At 34.3% G+C, this 17,394-nt stretch carries 16 protein-coding genes and 1 other annotated feature; of the genes, 15 read left to right on the forward strand and 1 reads right to left on the reverse strand.

Going from position 1 to position 17,394, the window contains the following annotated elements; translation table 11 throughout:
- Nucleotides 1-957: 957 nt before the first annotated feature.
- Both JNO63_RS05135 and JNO63_RS05140 read left to right on the forward strand, forming a co-directional pair.
- Nucleotides 958-1,143, forward strand: coding sequence for a DUF1659 domain-containing protein (locus tag JNO63_RS05135; RefSeq protein WP_203127429.1), 186 nt, complete (start codon nucleotides 958-960; stop codon nucleotides 1,141-1,143).
- A gap of 11 nt (nucleotides 1,144-1,154) precedes the next feature.
- A complete protein-coding gene (locus JNO63_RS05140; RefSeq protein WP_203127430.1) occupies nucleotides 1,155-1,376 on the forward strand; it encodes a DUF2922 domain-containing protein in 222 nt (73 codons plus the stop codon).
- 52 nt (nucleotides 1,377-1,428) lie between these two features.
- Here the strand turns inward: JNO63_RS05140 and JNO63_RS05145 are convergent, their stop codons facing one another.
- A complete protein-coding gene (locus JNO63_RS05145; protein WP_203127431.1) occupies nucleotides 1,429-1,941 on the reverse strand; it encodes a sigma-70 family RNA polymerase sigma factor in 513 nt (170 codons plus the stop codon).
- Between the two features lie 259 nt (nucleotides 1,942-2,200).
- Between JNO63_RS05145 and JNO63_RS05150 the strand changes: the two genes are divergently transcribed.
- From JNO63_RS05150 to ileS, 13 genes are all read left to right on the forward strand, one after another.
- Nucleotides 2,201-3,400 (forward strand): S41 family peptidase, encoded by a 1,200-nt coding sequence (locus JNO63_RS05150; protein ID WP_203127432.1) that lies wholly within the window; start codon nucleotides 2,201-2,203, stop codon nucleotides 3,398-3,400.
- A gap of 11 nt (nucleotides 3,401-3,411) precedes the next feature.
- Nucleotides 3,412-4,782 (forward strand): magnesium transporter, encoded by a 1,371-nt coding sequence (mgtE, locus tag JNO63_RS05155; RefSeq protein ID WP_203127433.1) that lies wholly within the window; start codon nucleotides 3,412-3,414, stop codon nucleotides 4,780-4,782.
- Between the two features lie 17 nt (nucleotides 4,783-4,799).
- Nucleotides 4,800-6,164 (forward strand): magnesium transporter, encoded by a 1,365-nt coding sequence (gene mgtE / locus JNO63_RS05160; protein WP_203127434.1) that lies wholly within the window; start codon nucleotides 4,800-4,802, stop codon nucleotides 6,162-6,164.
- Nucleotides 6,165-6,430: 266 nt separating this feature from the next.
- Nucleotides 6,431-7,129, forward strand: coding sequence for an acyl-[acyl-carrier-protein] thioesterase (locus JNO63_RS05165; protein WP_203127435.1), 699 nt, complete (start codon nucleotides 6,431-6,433; stop codon nucleotides 7,127-7,129).
- Nucleotides 7,122-7,763, forward strand: coding sequence for an HD domain-containing protein (locus JNO63_RS05170; protein ID WP_203127436.1), 642 nt, complete (start codon nucleotides 7,122-7,124; stop codon nucleotides 7,761-7,763). The genes JNO63_RS05165 and JNO63_RS05170 overlap by 8 nt, the downstream gene beginning before the upstream one ends.
- Nucleotides 7,764-7,953: 190 nt before the next feature.
- Nucleotides 7,954-8,187: a binding site (T-box leader), on the forward strand.
- A 58-nt stretch (nucleotides 8,188-8,245) separates the two neighbouring features.
- Nucleotides 8,246-9,451 (forward strand): M20 metallopeptidase family protein, encoded by a 1,206-nt coding sequence (locus JNO63_RS05175; protein ID WP_203127437.1) that lies wholly within the window; start codon nucleotides 8,246-8,248, stop codon nucleotides 9,449-9,451.
- The gene (locus JNO63_RS05180; RefSeq protein WP_203127438.1) at nucleotides 9,444-10,472 is read left to right on the forward strand and encodes a methionine ABC transporter ATP-binding protein; all 1,029 of its coding nucleotides are present in this window, start codon (nucleotides 9,444-9,446) and stop codon (nucleotides 10,470-10,472) included. The genes JNO63_RS05175 and JNO63_RS05180 overlap by 8 nt, the downstream gene beginning before the upstream one ends.
- Nucleotides 10,459-11,124, forward strand: a complete 666-nt coding sequence (locus tag JNO63_RS05185) for a methionine ABC transporter permease (RefSeq protein ID WP_203127439.1) — start codon at nucleotides 10,459-10,461, stop codon at nucleotides 11,122-11,124. The genes JNO63_RS05180 and JNO63_RS05185 overlap by 14 nt, the downstream gene beginning before the upstream one ends.
- Before the next feature lie 10 nt (nucleotides 11,125-11,134).
- A complete protein-coding gene (locus JNO63_RS05190) occupies nucleotides 11,135-11,992 on the forward strand; it encodes a MetQ/NlpA family ABC transporter substrate-binding protein (protein ID WP_203127440.1) in 858 nt (285 codons plus the stop codon).
- 27 nt (nucleotides 11,993-12,019) lie between these two features.
- The gene (locus JNO63_RS05195) at nucleotides 12,020-12,904 is read left to right on the forward strand and encodes a MetQ/NlpA family ABC transporter substrate-binding protein (protein WP_203127441.1); all 885 of its coding nucleotides are present in this window, start codon (nucleotides 12,020-12,022) and stop codon (nucleotides 12,902-12,904) included.
- Nucleotides 12,905-13,053: 149 nt separating this feature from the next.
- Complete coding sequence (locus tag JNO63_RS05200) at nucleotides 13,054-13,536, forward strand: glutathione peroxidase (protein ID WP_203127442.1); 483 nt, start codon at nucleotides 13,054-13,056, stop codon at nucleotides 13,534-13,536.
- Between the two features lies 1 nt (nucleotide 13,537).
- Nucleotides 13,538-14,023: a hypothetical protein gene (locus JNO63_RS05205; protein WP_203127443.1), complete on the forward strand. Its 486-nt coding sequence runs from the start codon at nucleotides 13,538-13,540 to the stop codon at nucleotides 14,021-14,023.
- Between the two features lie 251 nt (nucleotides 14,024-14,274).
- Nucleotides 14,275-17,388, forward strand: a complete 3,114-nt coding sequence (gene ileS / locus JNO63_RS05210; protein WP_203127444.1) for an isoleucine--tRNA ligase — start codon at nucleotides 14,275-14,277, stop codon at nucleotides 17,386-17,388.
- Nucleotides 17,389-17,394 lie beyond the last annotated feature (6 nt).

Here is a 17,394-nt window from a genome sequence, read left to right on the forward strand (position 1 = left end):
CTCGCTCATCTCAAAGATTTCAAATGCAAGCATTTAAAACCCTACCGGGACTAGGCCACAGGATTCGAGCCCCTGGAGGCCCACCAAGTTTGGCACCCTTTATGGGTGCCTTTCTTATTATCTACATATATACTTTGTTTGAATTACCGGTTATAAGCCTATCGACTCATAACAGTTCTTTGGATTCGCTCTCGCTCATCTCAAAGATTTCAAATGCAAGCATTTAAAACCCTACCGGGACTAGGTCACAGGATTCGAGCCCCTGGAGGCCCACCAGACTAGCACCATCTTTGATGGTGCTTTTCTTTATATATACATAATATCAGGAATCCACATACCGGTTATGAATAACTCATAACAGTTTTTCGGGATCACTACATTCATCACGAAAATGAAAAGTCTTTCAGACTTTCCACCCCACAGGGGACACAAAAGCTCGCTTCTATCGAAGCTTTTACGTGTTCTGCACTTAATTTTTGGGATAAAAGCCCATTTTAGGGCTTTTATCAGGTCACAGGGTTCGGGCCCCTGGAGGCCCACTAGATTCGCGCCATCTTTGATGGTGCTTTTCTTTATATACTTAATATGTGAAATCCACATTCTGGTTATGAGCCTTTCGAAAAACGATTCTTTTTAAGCTCTTTCACACTCCTGTGCTAAGTTTTCGGGGCAAGTATGACGAATAAAGGCAAATTTACCTGGATTATAACCGTTATTAATTTGCTATATGCATTTACGGCGCACAGTTATGTCTGTATGTGCTTGCATTAGTATCCTATTGGGGATAAGTCTGTTATAAAGGTCTTCTAAGCTTTTTTAAATCATTTTTTTGAGCTTATATGCACTATCAAGCTTTTTATTTTATTCTTATAAAATTTCCTCGGGAAAAATCTCTATATTTTTCTATATATAAGTGTAGGGCCACTACACAATGTATTTATAATAAATGGAGGAAATATGAAATTACAAATTAAGTTTAAGGCAGTATCTGCCGATGGATCTGAGAGAAAAGTTACTAAGACTTTTTCTAGAATTAACGAAGCTGCCTCAGATGAACAATTAAAAGATTTTGCACTTGCATATATATCACTTTCTGAGGCTGATGATGTTGAAATATATCTATTAAGAGCGGATAGATTATAAGGAGGATATAAATGGCTAATAGAAAATTAAAATTATACTTTAAAGATTCATCTCAAAATCAAAAATCAGTTTCTATTGACTATCCTAGAGCTGACTACAGTCCTAGTGATCTAAAGGCTGCTATGGATAGGATGCTTGCTTCAACTGTCCTTGTCACAAAATATGGTCCTGTATCAATAAAAGATAAGGCTGAGCTTGAGACTGTTACAAAAAGAGAATTAGAAATCGCTTAATAATATATAACCCCAAAATTCCTTGTGAATCTTGGGGTTATTTTTAATTAAATTACTCTTTGCTCAATTCATCTTTTAATATCTTTAAAGCAAGGCTTGATTTATTAGCAATAGTTTTATAGGATAAGTTCATTTTATCAGCTATTTGCCTATTAGTCATATGTTTGAAATATTTATCCCAAATTATGGATTTTAAATCTAATGGTAGATTATTTATTTTTTGATATAGCATATTATTTGTTTCTGCTTCTATCAAATCATTTTCGATATCGTAATCATCAACCACACTTTCTATTATTGGATTACCATCATTATCAAAATCATCAAGTGATCTTAGCTTTATTTTCTTGGTCTTATCTAGGAAATGGTAGTAAAGTTTTTGCTTTAAGAAGTTTCCAAAAGTTCCCTTTTTTTCGTCATATTCTAGTATAGCATCTATTAATATCATTTTTGATTCATCGATAGCTTCATCAAACTCAAATACTGAAAATCTCCTAGCATTGGTAACGATTAATGGCATATAAGCATCCATTACTTGCTTTGAATTGTCTAAATTTATCTTCATATTAAAACCTTTCAAAGCGCGCGCTTATTTTTTTATATTTTGTCGACAAGGATATAATAAAACAAATTTACGAAAAAGTTTAATTGGATAAATGGCTTAATATAGGGAAAAAATATGGGAAAAAGATTTTGTATAGGGGCAAATATAGGGTAGAAAGTAAATGGGAAAAAGCTTTATGTTAGCTTTAAAAAATAGTATAATTTTATTATTATTGCCTTTTTTAAGGATTTATTCTTAGAAAAAAATTCAAGGAGGATTTATGAAAAAATTTGGAAAATTTCTGCTTGCCCTTATTTTGGTGGCAGGTGTTGGATTTACTGGTTTTACCCTAGGAAAAAACGCAAGTCTTACTTCTACATCAAGCAATCGTGATGTTGAGCACATTGCCGAAATGGAGGGATTAAAGAGCTTACTAGATCAGAATTTTCTTTTTGATTATAAGGAAGACCAAATTTATGAAGGGTCATTAAAGGGAATGTTTGCAAACCTTGGCGATCCATACACAGCTTATTACACACCAGATGAGTTTAAAAAGCTTATGGAAACACTTAATGGGCGCTACACTGGCATAGGTGTTTCTGTTCAAGCCAGCAAGGAAGGGTACATCAAGGCGGTTTCTGTTTTTGATGATTCTCCTGCAAAGGAAGCTGGTCTTGAGTCTGGAGACTATATTACAAAAGTAAATGGAAAAGCCTATGGAGCTAATCAACTTGAAGAAGCCGTTGCTGAAATCAAAGGAGAGGCTGGCAGCGAGGTGACCCTTACAATATTAAGAACAGAAGAGGGCAAAACAAACAGCAAGGAATTTGATGTAAAAGTTGCTCGTAGGGATGTAAATGTGGACACTATCGATGATGATATCCTAGAAGTGCGTGGCAAAAAAATAGGCTACATCCATATTAAGGCCTTTGATGATATTACTTGGCAAGATTTCTCAGATACTTATAGTAAACTAATGGCTCAAAATATCGACGGACTTATCCTAGATGTAAGAAACAATCCAGGTGGGGCCTTAGATGTAGTTATAAATATTGCTGATAATTTCCTAGATGAAGGTGTCATTGTAAGTACAAAAGATAAAAAAGGAAATGTTGTAACAGAAAAGTCTGATGCAAATGCTAGCGACATCCCATTGGTTATGCTTCAAAACGAAAACTCTGCTTCTGCAAGTGAAATTTTGGCAGGTGCAATGAAAGACCGCGGTCGAGCAAAGGTTGTGGGTACCCAATCATTTGGTAAGGGAGTTGTTCAAAAAGTATTTACATTAGATAATGGAGCTGGTGCAAAAATCACTATAAGCGAATATTTCACACCAAATGGCACACAAATAAATAAGGTTGGAGTGACTCCCGATATTGAAGTAAAAGCTGATGATAAGTTAGATATTAACAAAATGGACTTTAAAAATGATAAACAATTTGTAAGTGCCTTAAACGAGCTACTTAAAGAAATAGAATAGGGAGGTGGTCTATGGATCAATACAAATCAAGCGAAGAAAGAAAAGCTGAGCTTAGCTATCTTTTAGAGCACAAAAATTTAACAGAACTTTCAGAACTCCTTAGTAGAACAAACCCTGTTGATATCGTAGATTTTATCGAGGAATTATCCTCAGAGGAAGCCCTAGTTTTATATAGGCTGCTTAAAAAAGAAGATGCAGTAGAAGTTTTTGCTGAGCTTGACCAAGACGATAAGGAAAAACTTCAAGAAGGCCTAAACGATGATGAGTTTAAGGAACTTCTTGATGAATTAAACTTTGATGATATGATTGATACCTTGGAAGAAATGCCAGCGACTATGGTCCAAGAAATCCTAAAGACTTCTGATAATGAAACTCGTGATTTGGTAAATGAGTACCTTCAGTTTCCAGAAGACTCAGCCGGAACTTTGATGACAACTGAGTTTGTTGAAGTTAGAGCTGATATGACAGTAGGAGAAACCTTGGCTATGCTCGAAGAAGTGGGCAAGGATAAGGTAACAGTCTACACTTGTTATGTAACAGATGAAACTCACAAACTTTTAGGTTATGTGTCACTTAGGATGATTGTAACACGTGATCTTGATACAAAAATATCTGAGCTTATGTTTGAAGATGTCATCTATGTTTATACCACAGATGATCAAGAGGACGTAGCCCACACCTTCCAAAAATATGGGTTTACGGCTCTACCAGTTGTTGATAATACAAATAGATTAGTAGGAATTATAACCGTTGACGATATAATGTGGATTATCGAACAAGAGGATACAGAAGACTTCCAACGTATAGCCGGTACTACACCAGATGAGGCTGATTATTCTAAAACTTCTGCTTGGGCTCTTGCAAAAAACAGGATCCCATGGCTAATGTTTCTTATGATATCAGGAGCATTTACATCAACCATCCTTAAAAGATATGAAGATGTAATCCAAACGGTAATTGCCCTAAATATGTTTATACCAATGCTTACTGGTTCTGGTGGTAATGCTGGTAGTCAGGCATCAACTCTTGTAATCCGTGCTATGGCAACTCATGACATAGAGCCAAGTGATTGGTCAAAGGTTGTTGTAAAAGAAATCATAGTTGGACTTATCTGTGGTCTAGCCCTTGGTCTTGTAGCCTTTTTAAAATGTTATTTCTTTGATAAAGTTGCTATGAATGTAGCCCTAGTTGTTGCTTTTACAATCCTTGCAATTGTTGTTCTAGCAAAGGCTATTGGTTCGCTTTTACCAATTGTTGCAGAAAAACTAGGAGCAGATCCAGCAATAATGGCTAGTCCTTTGATTACAACAATAGTAGACTCACTTGGACTAATTGTTTACTTTAATATTGCCCAAGCCATATTACCAGGACTAAATATCTAAGAAGGGAGGCATATAATATGTACACATACAAATCTACAGAAAATAGGCTAACTGAGCTTAGATATCTATTAGAAAAGAAAAGACCAAACGAACTTGCAGAACTTTTAAGGCGTACAAATCCAGTTGATATAGTAGAATTTATCGAAGAATTATCAGCTGAACAAGCCCTAGTTGTCTTCAGACTCCTTAAAAAAGATGATGCAGTCGAAGTTTTTGCCGAACTAGAAAGTGAAGAGAAGGAAAAACTTCAAAATGGTTTACAAGAACGTGAGTTTAAAGAGCTTTTAGAGGAGCTAAACTTTGATGATATGATTGATACTTTGGAAGAAATGCCAGCGGCTATGGTTCAAAGAATCTTAAAATCATCAGACAAACATACACGTGATTTGGTAAATGAATACCTAAAATTCCCAGAAGACTCTGCAGGTAGACTTATGACAACAGAGTTTGTGGAACTAAAACCATATATGACTGTTAAGGATGCTCTAGCCCATATCAAAAAAGTAGGACATGACATGGTTACTCTTTATACTTGCTATGTTACAAGTCCTACCAAGGAAATTTTGGGATATGTATCTTTAAGATCAATTGTAACCAATAAACCTGATACTCTTATAGATGATTTGATGTATCAAGATGTTATAACAGTAGCAACTACTGATGACCAAGAGGATGTAGCTCGTGCCTTCCAAAAATACGGTTTTACAGCCTTACCAGTAGTGGATCACACAAACCGATTAGTAGGACTAATTACAGTTGATGATATTATGTGGATCATTGAACAAGAGGCAACAGAGGACTTCCAACGTATTGCTGCTACCACACCAGATGAGGAAGATTATTCAAAAAGAACACCACTTTCTCTAGCCAAAAACAGGATTCCTTGGCTAATGTTTCTTATGATATCAGCAACATTTACATCAACAATCCTAAAAGGCTACCAACACATTGTCCAAGCAGTTATTGCCCTAAATATGTTTGTGCCAATGCTTACAGACAGTGGTGGTAATGCTGGTAGCCAGGCATCAACCCTAGTAATTCGTGCTATGGCAACTGATGATGTAGAGCCAAAAGACTGGGCAAAAGTTGTTTTAAAAGAAATCACAGTTGGATTTATTTGTGGACTGGCTCTTGGTCTTGTAGCCTTTTTAAAATGTTATTTCTTTGATAAGGTTGCTATGGATGTATCGCTTATTGTAGGACTTACAATTGTATTTATAGTAGTTTTAGCAAAAGCAGTTGGTTCACTTTTACCAATGGGTGCAGAAAAACTAGGATTTGACCCAGCAATAATGGCAAGTCCACTTATTTCTACAATAGTTGACTCCCTATCACTAATTGTCTACTTTACTATTGCTCAGATGATTATTCCTGGGATATAGTATATAAATCAAAAGACGCTAAACTGACTACAAAAATTTATAATTTCATATTCTCAATTTTCTAAAATCGCAAACTCGCTTGCGCTCAGACAGAGCGATTTTGTGACGAAAATCTTCAAATTGAAATTATTGAAATTTTTTCCGAACAGTTCACTTACTTTTTGATTTACTTATTATTAAAATATAAGAATCACACCAAAACTGGTGTGATTTTATTTTGCAAAAAAATAGCTTTAAAATATAGTAGCTTTAGAAAGAAGGATTATATGTCTTATAGTAAAAAAATAAAAATACCATATATGTTATGCGATAGATATGAAAATTTATCTTTAAGAAACTTGGTCAGCATTATGGGAGATGTTTCTCTGACTCATTCTTATATTCTAGATAAAGATTTGGATGAGCAAAAATATAGGTGGATTGTTTACTCTTGGGATATTGAACTTATAAGCCCTGTAACTTATAACCAGGAGATAGAAGTTACTACTCAAATCGTAGATATAAATAAATTTTATGCCCACAGAAATGTAGAAGTAAGGTGCAAGGGAGAAATAGTTGCTAGGGCCTATGGAGTATTTTTGCTAATAGATATAGATAGGATGCGTCCGGTAAAGATGAGCCCTAAGCATAATGAAGCCAACGAAAAAGAAGAATTGATATATGAAAAGCCAGATTTGACCTACAAAAAAGATTTTGAAAATACAAAGGAAATCATGGTAAGATATACAGATATTGATAGCAATTTTCATGTAAACAATGCCGTATATTTTGATTATATATACGACTTGTGCAAGCTAGATACAAGGGATATTAAGTTTTTGAATATAGTCTATAAACATGAGATTAGGAATAAAAATTCAGTTATTGGCGAATATATTACATATGATGATGTCATAGATTATAGGCTAAGATCTGCTGATGATAATAAAATTTACACTTATGGGAAGATTATAAAAAATGTATAAAGATGGATATGGAAATATTCCAAACAAGGACAAAATAATAGCATATTTAGAAGAAGGATATGAAAAAAATCCAGGAAAATGGGTCTTACACTTGTGGACCATTGGCAAAACCGCTCAAAAAATGGCTCCCGAACTAGGACTTGATCCAGACATTGCCTTTGCTTGTGGGGCCCTTCATGATATTGGAAAATCTACTGGAGCAAAGGATGCTGAGCATTTTTATGAGGGCTATAAGATTTTAAGGGCCGATTCATATTTTTTCCCAGCCCGTATTGCTCTAACCCATAGCTTTCAAATAAAAAATGTGGATGCCTATGTGGGAGATTGGAATATTTCTGATGATAAAAAAGAATTTATACGTGATTTTCTAAAATTTAATGAATACAATGACTATGACCTATTAATCCAATATTTAGATGGGGTTATTAAAACTGAATATCTAGGAATTGAAAAACGTGTAGCTGGCGTTTTAGAAAATCATGGGTCAAATCCATATTTTGACCAACGCAAAGAAAAACTTTACCAATTAGAAGATTATTTTAGCAAAAAATTATCAAATCCTGTCGAAAAATATTTGCCAAATCCAAGATGGTATAAATTTCCTTATAAGTACTTTAGGGGAAGTGGGCTATAAACTTGCAAATGGACTCTGTAGGTGTATATTATAAGTGAATTTATTTTACCACCCGTTGGAGGCAGCCTAGCCTCCAACATTTTTTTTAGCTATTGAAAAATGAATATAATACATTTTTTTAAATAAATTTTAAAAAAATATTTGACAAACATTTTAAGGCGTGGTAATATTTACTTATCAAATAGTTTTACAAAACCATATGAGAAGAAGAGTAGTCTAGATGGACATTCTACAGAGAGCCCAGTTTTGGTGAGATGGGTGGATAAAAGTTTAGATGAAGATGGCCTTTTCTTGGGGTGAGTCGATAGTTAGATTCACACGGGACTTCCCGTTACAGAAGTAGAGTATGATAGTACTTGATGAGTGTATGTATGCGTGAGTATACATAAATTAAGGTGGTAACGCGAATTATATCGTCCTTAAATTCTAAGATTAGAATTTAGGGGCGTTTTTTTATGGCCTATTTTAGGAAAGGATAAGAAATGAGCAATAATGAAATTATAAAATCAAAAATTGATCAATATTTTGATCAAACTGTTGCTTGGAGAAATTACTTACACGAAAATCCAGAGGTAAGCGATAAGGAATACCAAACAGCAAAATATTTAAAAAATGAATGCGAAAAACTTGGACTGATAGTCGAAGATGCTGCAAATACAACTGGTTTTACAGCCCTACTTGATACAGGTAGACCTGGAAAAACTTTAGGAATTAGAACAGACATTGACGCACTGCCAATACAAGAAAGTGAATATAATGAAAAATTTAAAAAATCAGTTATTTCAAAAAATGAAGGTGTAAGCCATGCTTGTGGTCATGACTCTCATATGGCAACACTTTTAACTACTGCAAAAATCTTAACTGATTTAAGGGATGAAATAGACGGCAAAATTTATTTTATCTTTGAAGAGGGAGAAGAAACTGGGGGCGGCATTGAGGCTATGGTTGAGCATCTAAGAGATAAAGGATTAGACGCTTGCTACGGCAACCACCAAGCTTCATTTTTAGAAGTTGGAGAAATCAGAGTTATCAAAGGCCCATCACACGCTGGATGTGCAGGAGTTGAGTTTGATGTAATTGGCAAAGGCGGGCACGGGTCTCGTCCAGATAAATGCATCAATCCATTAACTGCAACAGCAAATATTGTGACAGCCCTTACAACAGCTTGGGTTAACCAATTAGATGTAAACGAAAAAGTTACTTTTGGCCTTGGATCTATAAACGGTGGAGCTGCTTCAAACGTAATTCCTGATAAATGTAATGTAAAGGGAACTTTAAGATTTTTTGATGACAAGGCAGGAGAAGATGCTCTGGAAGTCTTAAAGGAAGTTACACAAGCAACTGCAAAGGCCCATAAGTGCGAAGTTGAATTTTCAGACTATACTCGCATCGTTGCCTATCCAACAATAAATGATCCAGAACTTGCAGATGAAGTTATAAAATCTTTAAATGATATTTATCCAGGTTCTTATAGAGATGGAAATCCAACCTTTGGATCAGAGTCATTTTTTGGATACTCTAGACTTTGCCCATCAGTTTATACCAAATTTGGTGTAAGAGATGAGGAAAACGGAATTACAGCTGGGGCGCACACACCAGAATTTGATCTAAATCCAGAAGGCATCAAATATGCAGTAGGCTTACAAGTAAAATTTGCCACTGATTTTTTAGGAGGGGCTAATGATTGATTTAAAAAATATAACCGTCGATTTTGACGGATTTAAGGCAGTAGATGATGTAAATTTAAAGGTTGAGAAAAACGACATCTACGGCATAGTAGGATTTTCCGGTGCTGGAAAATCAACCTTAGTTAGGACAATAAACCTCCTTCAAAGACCAAGTGCTGGAGAAGTTCTTATAAATGGAGAAAATCTCCTAAACTTATCTAACAAAGAATTAAGGGAAAAAAGAAAAAATATAGGGATGATCTTCCAACACTTTAACCTTTTAAATAACATTACAGTTTTGGACAATGTAATATATCCTATCAGAAAATTAAATATCCCAAAGGAAGAAAAAGAAAGAAAAGCAAGAGAACTTTTAGAAGTTGTAGGCATTGGCGATAAGGCTGATAACTATCCAAGAGAACTATCTGGAGGTCAGCAACAAAGATGCGCAATTGCAAGAGCGCTTGCCTCAGATCCAGAAATCTTACTTTGTGATGAGGCAACAAGTGCCCTAGACCCAAAAACAACTAAGCAAATTTTAAAACTACTTAAAGAATTAAATGCAAAATTGGGACTTACAATAGTAATAATCACCCACCAAATGGAGGTTGTAAAAGATCTTTGCAACAAATGTGCAGTTATGCAAGCAGGAAAAGTTGTAGAAAATGGACCAACCTTAGAAATTTTCGCCCATCCAAAAGACCCGCTTACCCGTGAGTTTGTTGAAACTTCTACAAATGTTGCTGAAACTATAGAAGAAGTAAAACAAAACATAGGTATCTTAAAAGAAAATGAGATTTTAGTTAAACTTAATTATGTTGGAGCTTCTACAACAGAGCCACTAATCAATGATCTTTTTGAAAAATTTGCTGTAAAAACAAATGTTTTGGCTGGAAATATCGAGTTTATAAGTGGCATCCCAGTTGGAAATCTGATAGTAAGCTTATCAGGTGATAAGGACAATTTAGGTAAAATTGGAGATTATCTAGCAGAAAAAAATGTTGATGTAGAAGTTTTAGGAGGTAAAGATGGGATTTTTTGATTATTCATGGTCAATCCGCGATAGAATAGCTGCAGATTTTAAAACAACCTTATATATGTTAGTTGTCTCAGCAATATTTGCAGGGATATTTGGACTTATACTTGGAGTAATAATGGTTGTTACAGACCGTGGCAGGATTTTAGAAAATAAAGTAGTTTATAGCATTTTAGATAAGCTTACAAATATTTTTAGGTCAATACCATTTATCATTTTGCTAGCTTTAGTTGCACCAATTACAAAACAAATTGTAAATACAAGAATTGGACCAACTGCTGCAATAGTACCACTTGTATTTTCCTGTGTGCCATTTTTTGCAAGGCAAGTTGAACAAGCGCTAGCAAGTGTAGAACCAGGAAAAATTGAAGCTGCAGAAGCAATGGGAAAATCACCATTTGAAATTATAACAAGCGTATATCTTAGAGAAGGTCTGCCAAGCTTGATACGCGCTTCATCTATTACTCTTATTTCACTACTTAGTTTAACAGCTATGGCAGGAATTGTAGGAGGCGGTGGTATTGGTGATTTGGCCATTGCCGTAGGTTACCAACGTTACAAGGACGATGTTGTAATTGTAAGTGTTGTTTTAATATTAATAGTCGTATTTATCATACAAGGAATTGCAAATTTTCTTATAAGAAAGACAAGTCATTAAGGAGGTAATAATGAAAAAATTAGGAAAATTAACTTTAGGATTGGCTCTAGCACTTGGCCTAAGCTCATGTGGAGCAAATAATGCAAATGAAAGTGCAGACACAAATACAGATCAAAAAGCGCAAACTGAAACATCTGATACAATAAAAATAGGTGTAGTTGGTGAGAAAAACGAAGTTTGGGATGAAGTTATCAAAAGATATGAAGAAGGTACTGGCAAAAAAGCAGAACTAGTGAAATTTTCTGACTATACACAACCAAACGAAGCATTATTAAGCGGAGATATAGATGTAAACAGTTACCAACACTACAAATTCTTAAACGAATTTAACGACCAACAAGGTGAAGAAAAAATTGTTTCAATTGGAGATACTATGCTTGCTCCTCTAGGATTTTATTCAAATCAAATTGCAAACCTAGATGAGCTAAAAGATGGTGATAGAGTTGCAATTTCAAATGATCCATCAAATGGACCAAGAGCTTTATTCTTACTTCAAAGTGCAGGAATCATAAAAGTAAATGGTAAACCAGGTGAATCAATTACACTAGATGACATTACAGAAAATCCAAAAAATCTTGAATTTATAGAAATGGACCCAGCACAAACTGCAAGAGCCCTAGATGATGTTGTAGCAGCAGCTATAAATGATAACTTTGCCCTAGACTCTGGCCTAAGTCCAAAACAAGATGCAATTTATCTTGAAGATCCAGAAGATCCAGATGCAAAAATTTATGTAAATGTAATTGCATCTAGAAAAGAAGATAAAGACAACGAAGCTTATAAAGAGCTTGTAAAATACTATCAAACAGACGAAACAAAAGCAGACTACGACAAATATACAAAGGGTGCTTGGGTACCAGCTTGGTAAAATAATAAAAATAATAGGAGAATATAAATGAAAACACTTAGCAAAATTTCTTTAGGACTAGCTTTAATTTTAGGCCTAAGCTCGTGCGGAGCAAACAACAACGAAACAGCAAAAACAGAACCAGCAGAAAATAAATCACAAACAGAAGTATCAAGCACAGATCCATTAGAAGACAAAGATACAATAAAAGTTGGTGTAGTTGGAGAACACAACGAAGTTTGGGATGATGTTGTCGAAAGATATAATGCTGATAATAGCGATAGAAAACTAGAATTAGTAAAATTCTCTGAATATAGAGAGCCAAATGAAGCACTTTTATCAGGTGATATTGATATCAACGCTTTCCAACACTACAAATTCTTAAATCAATTTAATGAAGAAAGCGGATCAGATATAGAAGCAATAGCAGATACTGTAATCGCTCCACTAGGGATATACTCTTCAAAAATTAAAGATATAAATGAATTAGAAGATGGGGCAAGAATTGCAATTCCAGATGACCCATCAAACTCAGCTAGATCACTATTCTTACTTCAAAGTGCAGGACTAATCAAAGTAAATGGTAAAGATGGGGATAATATTACAACAGATGATATTACAGAAAACCCAAAAAACCTTGAAATTATCCTACTAGGATCATCACAAACAGCAAGAAGCCTTGATGATGTAGATGCTGCTTGTATAAACTCAGGAATGGCAGTAGATGCTGACCTAGTACCATCAGAAGATGCGGTTTTCCTAGAAGATAAAGATGATCTAGATAAACAAATCTATGTAAATGTTATCGCAACAACCCAAGATAAAAAAGATAGTGCAGTTTTAAAAGATCTTATAGATAACTACTACCATACCGACCAAACTAAAAAAGTCATTGAAGAATCTTCAAAAGGTTCAGAATTTGGTGTTTGGTAAAAATCAAATTTCATACTACTTATCCTTATAATAAATATATATAAGCAGGAGTCAAATTCTCCTGCTTTTTCATTGATTAATATTAGAAAGTTTTTCTTTAAATGTTATAAAAATAACGTATAATAGATACGTAATAAAAGGAGTTTTAAATGACTACAATTTATGATTTTACAGTAAAAGACAATCAAGGAAATGATCTCAGCCTTAATAAATACAAGGGAAAAGTTCTTTTAATAGTAAATACTGCAACAGAATGCGGCTTTACACCTCAATATCAGGGGCTAGAAGAACTTTATAAAAAATATAAGGATCAAGGATTTGAAATTCTAGATTTTCCTAGCAATCAATTTGGAGGACAAGCTCCTGGTACAGATGCAGAAATACAAAATTTTTGCACAGCAAGATTTGGCACGACCTTTGATAGATTTGCAAAAATAGATGTAAATGGAGAAAATGAAGACCCACTTTATACTTATCTTAAAAAATCCCAAGGAGGGCTTTTGGGAGATAAAATTAAGTGGAATTTTACAAAATTTTTAATAGATAGAAATGGAAATGTAGTAGAGCGTTTCTCTTCCCAAAAGAAACCAGAAAATATATCAAAAGAAATAGAAAAGTTATTGGAAAAGTAAAATGAGTGATTTAGTAAAACTTGCCAAAGAGTCAATAAAATACTATTTGGAGACTGGCAAATACCTAACAGAATATGATGAAAGTTTAAAAAATAATAACAATGGAGTAATTGTAATTGTTCATAAAGATGGCAGACACGAAAAAAGCGGGTCTATTTATCCAACCAGATCTGATATAGGTCTTGATGTAATCCATGAGGCTGTAAATGTAGCTGTATTTAACAATGCAATCGATCTGTCTGATATAGACATCGATAATTTATACATTTCAGTTTATGAAGTTACAAAAATTAAGCAAATTCAATATATGGAAGAGTTTGGTATGTATCATGGATTGTTTTTAAAATACAATAACAATTCTGCTCTAGTTTTTAGGGATGATTACGAATCAGACTATCAAATGTTTGAAGATGCTATAAAAATTGCAAATGTAGATAGCCATGATGTATTTACCATAGAGAAATTTAAGGTCCACAAGCATTTATAGCTTGACTTAAAATTTTTAATAAGTATTATAAAAATAGAAATATTATACAAATGTTATAAAGACCAGTAGCTTTTATAGAAGCTTTAGAGAGGCACGGTTGGTGGGATGTGCTAGTGAAAGTAGAAGTGAATATCATCTTTTAGTTTAGCAAGTGAAATTAGTAGTTTGCTACGAAAACCAATCGTTAAGAGTAAATTTTGGAAATAAGTGGACCGTCTATATGGACGGTCTTTTTTTGTAAGGAGAAGAATATGAGTGAGTTTAAATCTTTAAATACCAGCGACACCAGAAATCGTGAGGCTAAGGTAGAAAAATATTGGCAAGAGATTGACCTATTAGATCAAACTTTTAAAACACGTGAAGATGCCGAGGAATACATAATCTATGATGGACCGCCAACAGCAAATGGTAAACCAGGTATCCACCACGTAATTGCAAGAACTTTAAAGGATATGACCAGCCGTTATAAAAATATGAAGGGCTATAAGGTCCTTAAAAAAGCTGGTTGGGATACCCACGGCTTGCCAGTAGAGATCGAAGTAGAAAAACAATTAGACTTCCATGACAAAAATGACATCGAAGAATTTGGTATAGAAAAATTTAATAAATTATGTAAGGAATCAGTTTGGAAATATTCTGATATGTGGCGTGACATGTCAGATCGCATGGGCTTTTTATATGATATGGACCATCCATATGTAACTATGGATAATGATTACGTTGAAACTGAGTGGTGGCTTTTAGATAATGCCTTTAAAAAAGGATATATCTATGAGGGTGCAAAAGTTATGCCATATTGCCCAAGATGTGGAACAGGTCTTGCAAGCCACGAGGTAGCTCAAGGTTACCAAATGGATAAAACCATTACTCTTACAGTTAAATTTAAGAAAAAAGACACAGACAATGAATATTTCCTAGCATGGACCACAACACCTTGGACACTTCCATCAAACGTTGCTTTATCTGTAAATCCAGATCTTGACTATGTAAAAGTATATGATAAAACAGATGATTGCTACTATTACATGGCAAAATCTCTATGCGAAAGACTTATGGAAGAGCATGATTATGAAGTAGTAGAAACCCTAAAGGGTGCTGATATGGAATATATGAAATATGAGCAATTACTACCTTTTGTTGAAGTTGACCCTGACCATGCCTTTATAATCACACTGGCTGATTATGTTTCTGCAGAAGATGGTACAGGTATTGTTCACTCTGCACCAGCCTTTGGTGAGGATGACTATCAAATCGGTAGAAAATACGATCTAGCTTTCATCCAACCAGTAGATTTAAAGGGTAACTTTACAGAAACTCCTTGGGAAGGTCAATTTATCTTTGATTCAAACGAAGATATTTGGCACCACCTAGCAAATGAAGGCAAAGTATTTAAAAAACAAACAATTGAGCATAATTACCCACACTGCTGGAGATGTAAAACACCATTAGTTTACTATGCTACACCATCTTGGTATATAGAAATGAGCAAATTTTCTGACCAAATGGTAGAAAATAATGATAAAGTAAATTGGTTCCCAGAAACAATAGGGGAAAAACGCTTCGGAAACTGGATAGCCAATGTAAAAGACTGGGCAATTTCTAGAAGCCGTTACTGGGGAACTCCACTAAATATCTGGAGATGTGATGATTGTGACCACACACTTTCAGTTGGCTCTAGAAAAGAACTTGCAGAACTTGCTATTGAAGATATAGACGAAAATATTGAGCTTCACAGACCATATGTAGATAATGTATCTATAAAATGTGATAAATGTGGTGGAACCATGCACAGGGTTCCAGATGTAATTGACGTTTGGTTTGACTCAGGAGCTATGCCATTTGCCCAACTCCACTATCCATTTGAAAATAAAGAATTATTTGAAAACTATTATCCAGCTGACTTTATTTGTGAGGGAATTGACCAAACCCGTGGATGGTTCTACTCACTTATGGCTATTTCTACAATTACAATGGGAAAGGCCCCATACAAAAACGTACTTGTAAATGACCTAGTAGTAGATAAAAATGGTCAAAAAATGAGTAAATCTCGTGGTAATACCCTAGATCCATTTGCTCTATTTGATAAATACGGAGCTGATGCAGTAAGATTTTATTCTCTTTTCGTATCACCAGCTTGGATGCAAACAAAATTTGATGAAGCAGGCCTTGTAGAAGTAAGAAATAACTTCTTTAGAACCTATGAAAATGTGTATAACTTCTTTACTTTATATGCAAATACAGATGGATTAAGCGTAGAAGATTTACAAAATATCGGCGATGTAAAACTTGAAAAAATCGATAAATGGTTATATTCAAGACTCAATACCCTAATTAAAAATTACTATGAAGAAATGGAAGTATTTGAATACAACAAAGTTGTTCACTTAATTTCTGATTTTGTAGTAGAAGATTTATCAAACTGGTACATCCGTCGTAACAGAAAAAGATTCTGGAATAGTGATCTTACAGACTCTAAAAAAGCTGTTTATAAAACAACTTATGATGTACTAACAACAATTGCAAAATTAATCGCTCCAATTACACCATTTATTGCAGAAGAAGTTTATAGAAACCTAACTGGTGCAAAAACTGTCCACACAGAATTACTACCAGAAGTAAACGAAGCAATGATAGATGAAAATCTTGAAGCTGATATGGAACTAGTAAGAAAAATAGTTAACTTAGGTCGTGCTTCTCGTGAAAAAGAATCAATCAAAGTGCGTCAACCACTTGCAAAAATCATCGTTGATGGTGGTTATGAAGATAGGATTTCTGATTTAATAGGTCTTATCAAAGAAGAGCTAAATGTAAAAGAAATCGAATTTGCAGCTGACCTTTCAGAATTTATGGACTACTTCCTAAAACCAGACTTTAGGGTTGTAGGTCGCATTTTCCAATCAAAGGTAAATGACTTTGGAAAATATCTTGCAAATGTAGATGCAAAAGATTTTGTAGCAAGTGTAGAAGATGGTCCAGTAGAAATCGACCTGGATGGCGAAAAATACGAAGTTTCAAAAGATTACTTAGATATCAGGATTTCTGCAAAAGAAGGCTATGATGTTGAAATGGATGGAAATGTTTTTGTAATCCTTGATACAGACATAACAGAAGACCTACTAGCAGAAGGATATGCTAGAGAATTTATCTCAAAAATCCAAAATCTAAGAAAAGATAGCGGTTTTGAAGTAACAGATCACATAGAGATTGCCTATGATTCAGATGATGACTTAAGCAAGGCTATCGAGAAATTTGCAGAAGAAATAAAAGCAGAAACATTAGCAGATAAATTATCAAAAGAAAGTGTAAAAGCTGATCCAATCGAATTAAATGATAAAACTATAAGTGTAAAAGTAAAAAGAATATAGTATAAA

Source organism: Anaerococcus sp. mt242 (assembly GCF_016798225.1).
Lineage (GTDB): Bacteria > Bacillota > Clostridia > Tissierellales > Peptoniphilaceae > Anaerococcus.

Excerpts from the sequence above, each read along its gene's own strand:
- JNO63_RS05135 (WP_203127429.1), top strand. The coding sequence starts at position 958 with ATGAAATTACAAATTAAGTTTAAGGCAGTATCTGCCGATGGATCTGAG.
- JNO63_RS05140 (WP_203127430.1), top strand. The coding sequence starts at position 1,155 with ATGGCTAATAGAAAATTAAAATTATACTTTAAAGATTCATCTCAAAAT.
- JNO63_RS05145 (WP_203127431.1), bottom strand. The coding sequence starts at position 1,941 with ATGAAGATAAATTTAGACAATTCAAAGCAAGTAATGGATGCTTATATG.
- JNO63_RS05150 (WP_203127432.1), top strand. The coding sequence starts at position 2,201 with ATGAAAAAATTTGGAAAATTTCTGCTTGCCCTTATTTTGGTGGCAGGT.
- mgtE (WP_203127433.1), top strand. The coding sequence starts at position 3,412 with ATGGATCAATACAAATCAAGCGAAGAAAGAAAAGCTGAGCTTAGCTAT.
- mgtE (WP_203127434.1), top strand. The coding sequence starts at position 4,800 with ATGTACACATACAAATCTACAGAAAATAGGCTAACTGAGCTTAGATAT.
- JNO63_RS05165 (WP_203127435.1), top strand. The coding sequence starts at position 6,431 with ATGTCTTATAGTAAAAAAATAAAAATACCATATATGTTATGCGATAGA.
- JNO63_RS05170 (WP_203127436.1), top strand. The coding sequence starts at position 7,122 with ATGTATAAAGATGGATATGGAAATATTCCAAACAAGGACAAAATAATA.
- JNO63_RS05175 (WP_203127437.1), top strand. The coding sequence starts at position 8,246 with ATGAGCAATAATGAAATTATAAAATCAAAAATTGATCAATATTTTGAT.
- JNO63_RS05180 (WP_203127438.1), top strand. The coding sequence starts at position 9,444 with ATGATTGATTTAAAAAATATAACCGTCGATTTTGACGGATTTAAGGCA.
- JNO63_RS05185 (WP_203127439.1), top strand. The coding sequence starts at position 10,459 with ATGGGATTTTTTGATTATTCATGGTCAATCCGCGATAGAATAGCTGCA.
- JNO63_RS05190 (WP_203127440.1), top strand. The coding sequence starts at position 11,135 with ATGAAAAAATTAGGAAAATTAACTTTAGGATTGGCTCTAGCACTTGGC.
- JNO63_RS05195 (WP_203127441.1), top strand. The coding sequence starts at position 12,020 with ATGAAAACACTTAGCAAAATTTCTTTAGGACTAGCTTTAATTTTAGGC.
- JNO63_RS05200 (WP_203127442.1), top strand. The coding sequence starts at position 13,054 with ATGACTACAATTTATGATTTTACAGTAAAAGACAATCAAGGAAATGAT.
- JNO63_RS05205 (WP_203127443.1), top strand. The coding sequence starts at position 13,538 with ATGAGTGATTTAGTAAAACTTGCCAAAGAGTCAATAAAATACTATTTG.
- ileS (WP_203127444.1), top strand. The coding sequence starts at position 14,275 with ATGAGTGAGTTTAAATCTTTAAATACCAGCGACACCAGAAATCGTGAG.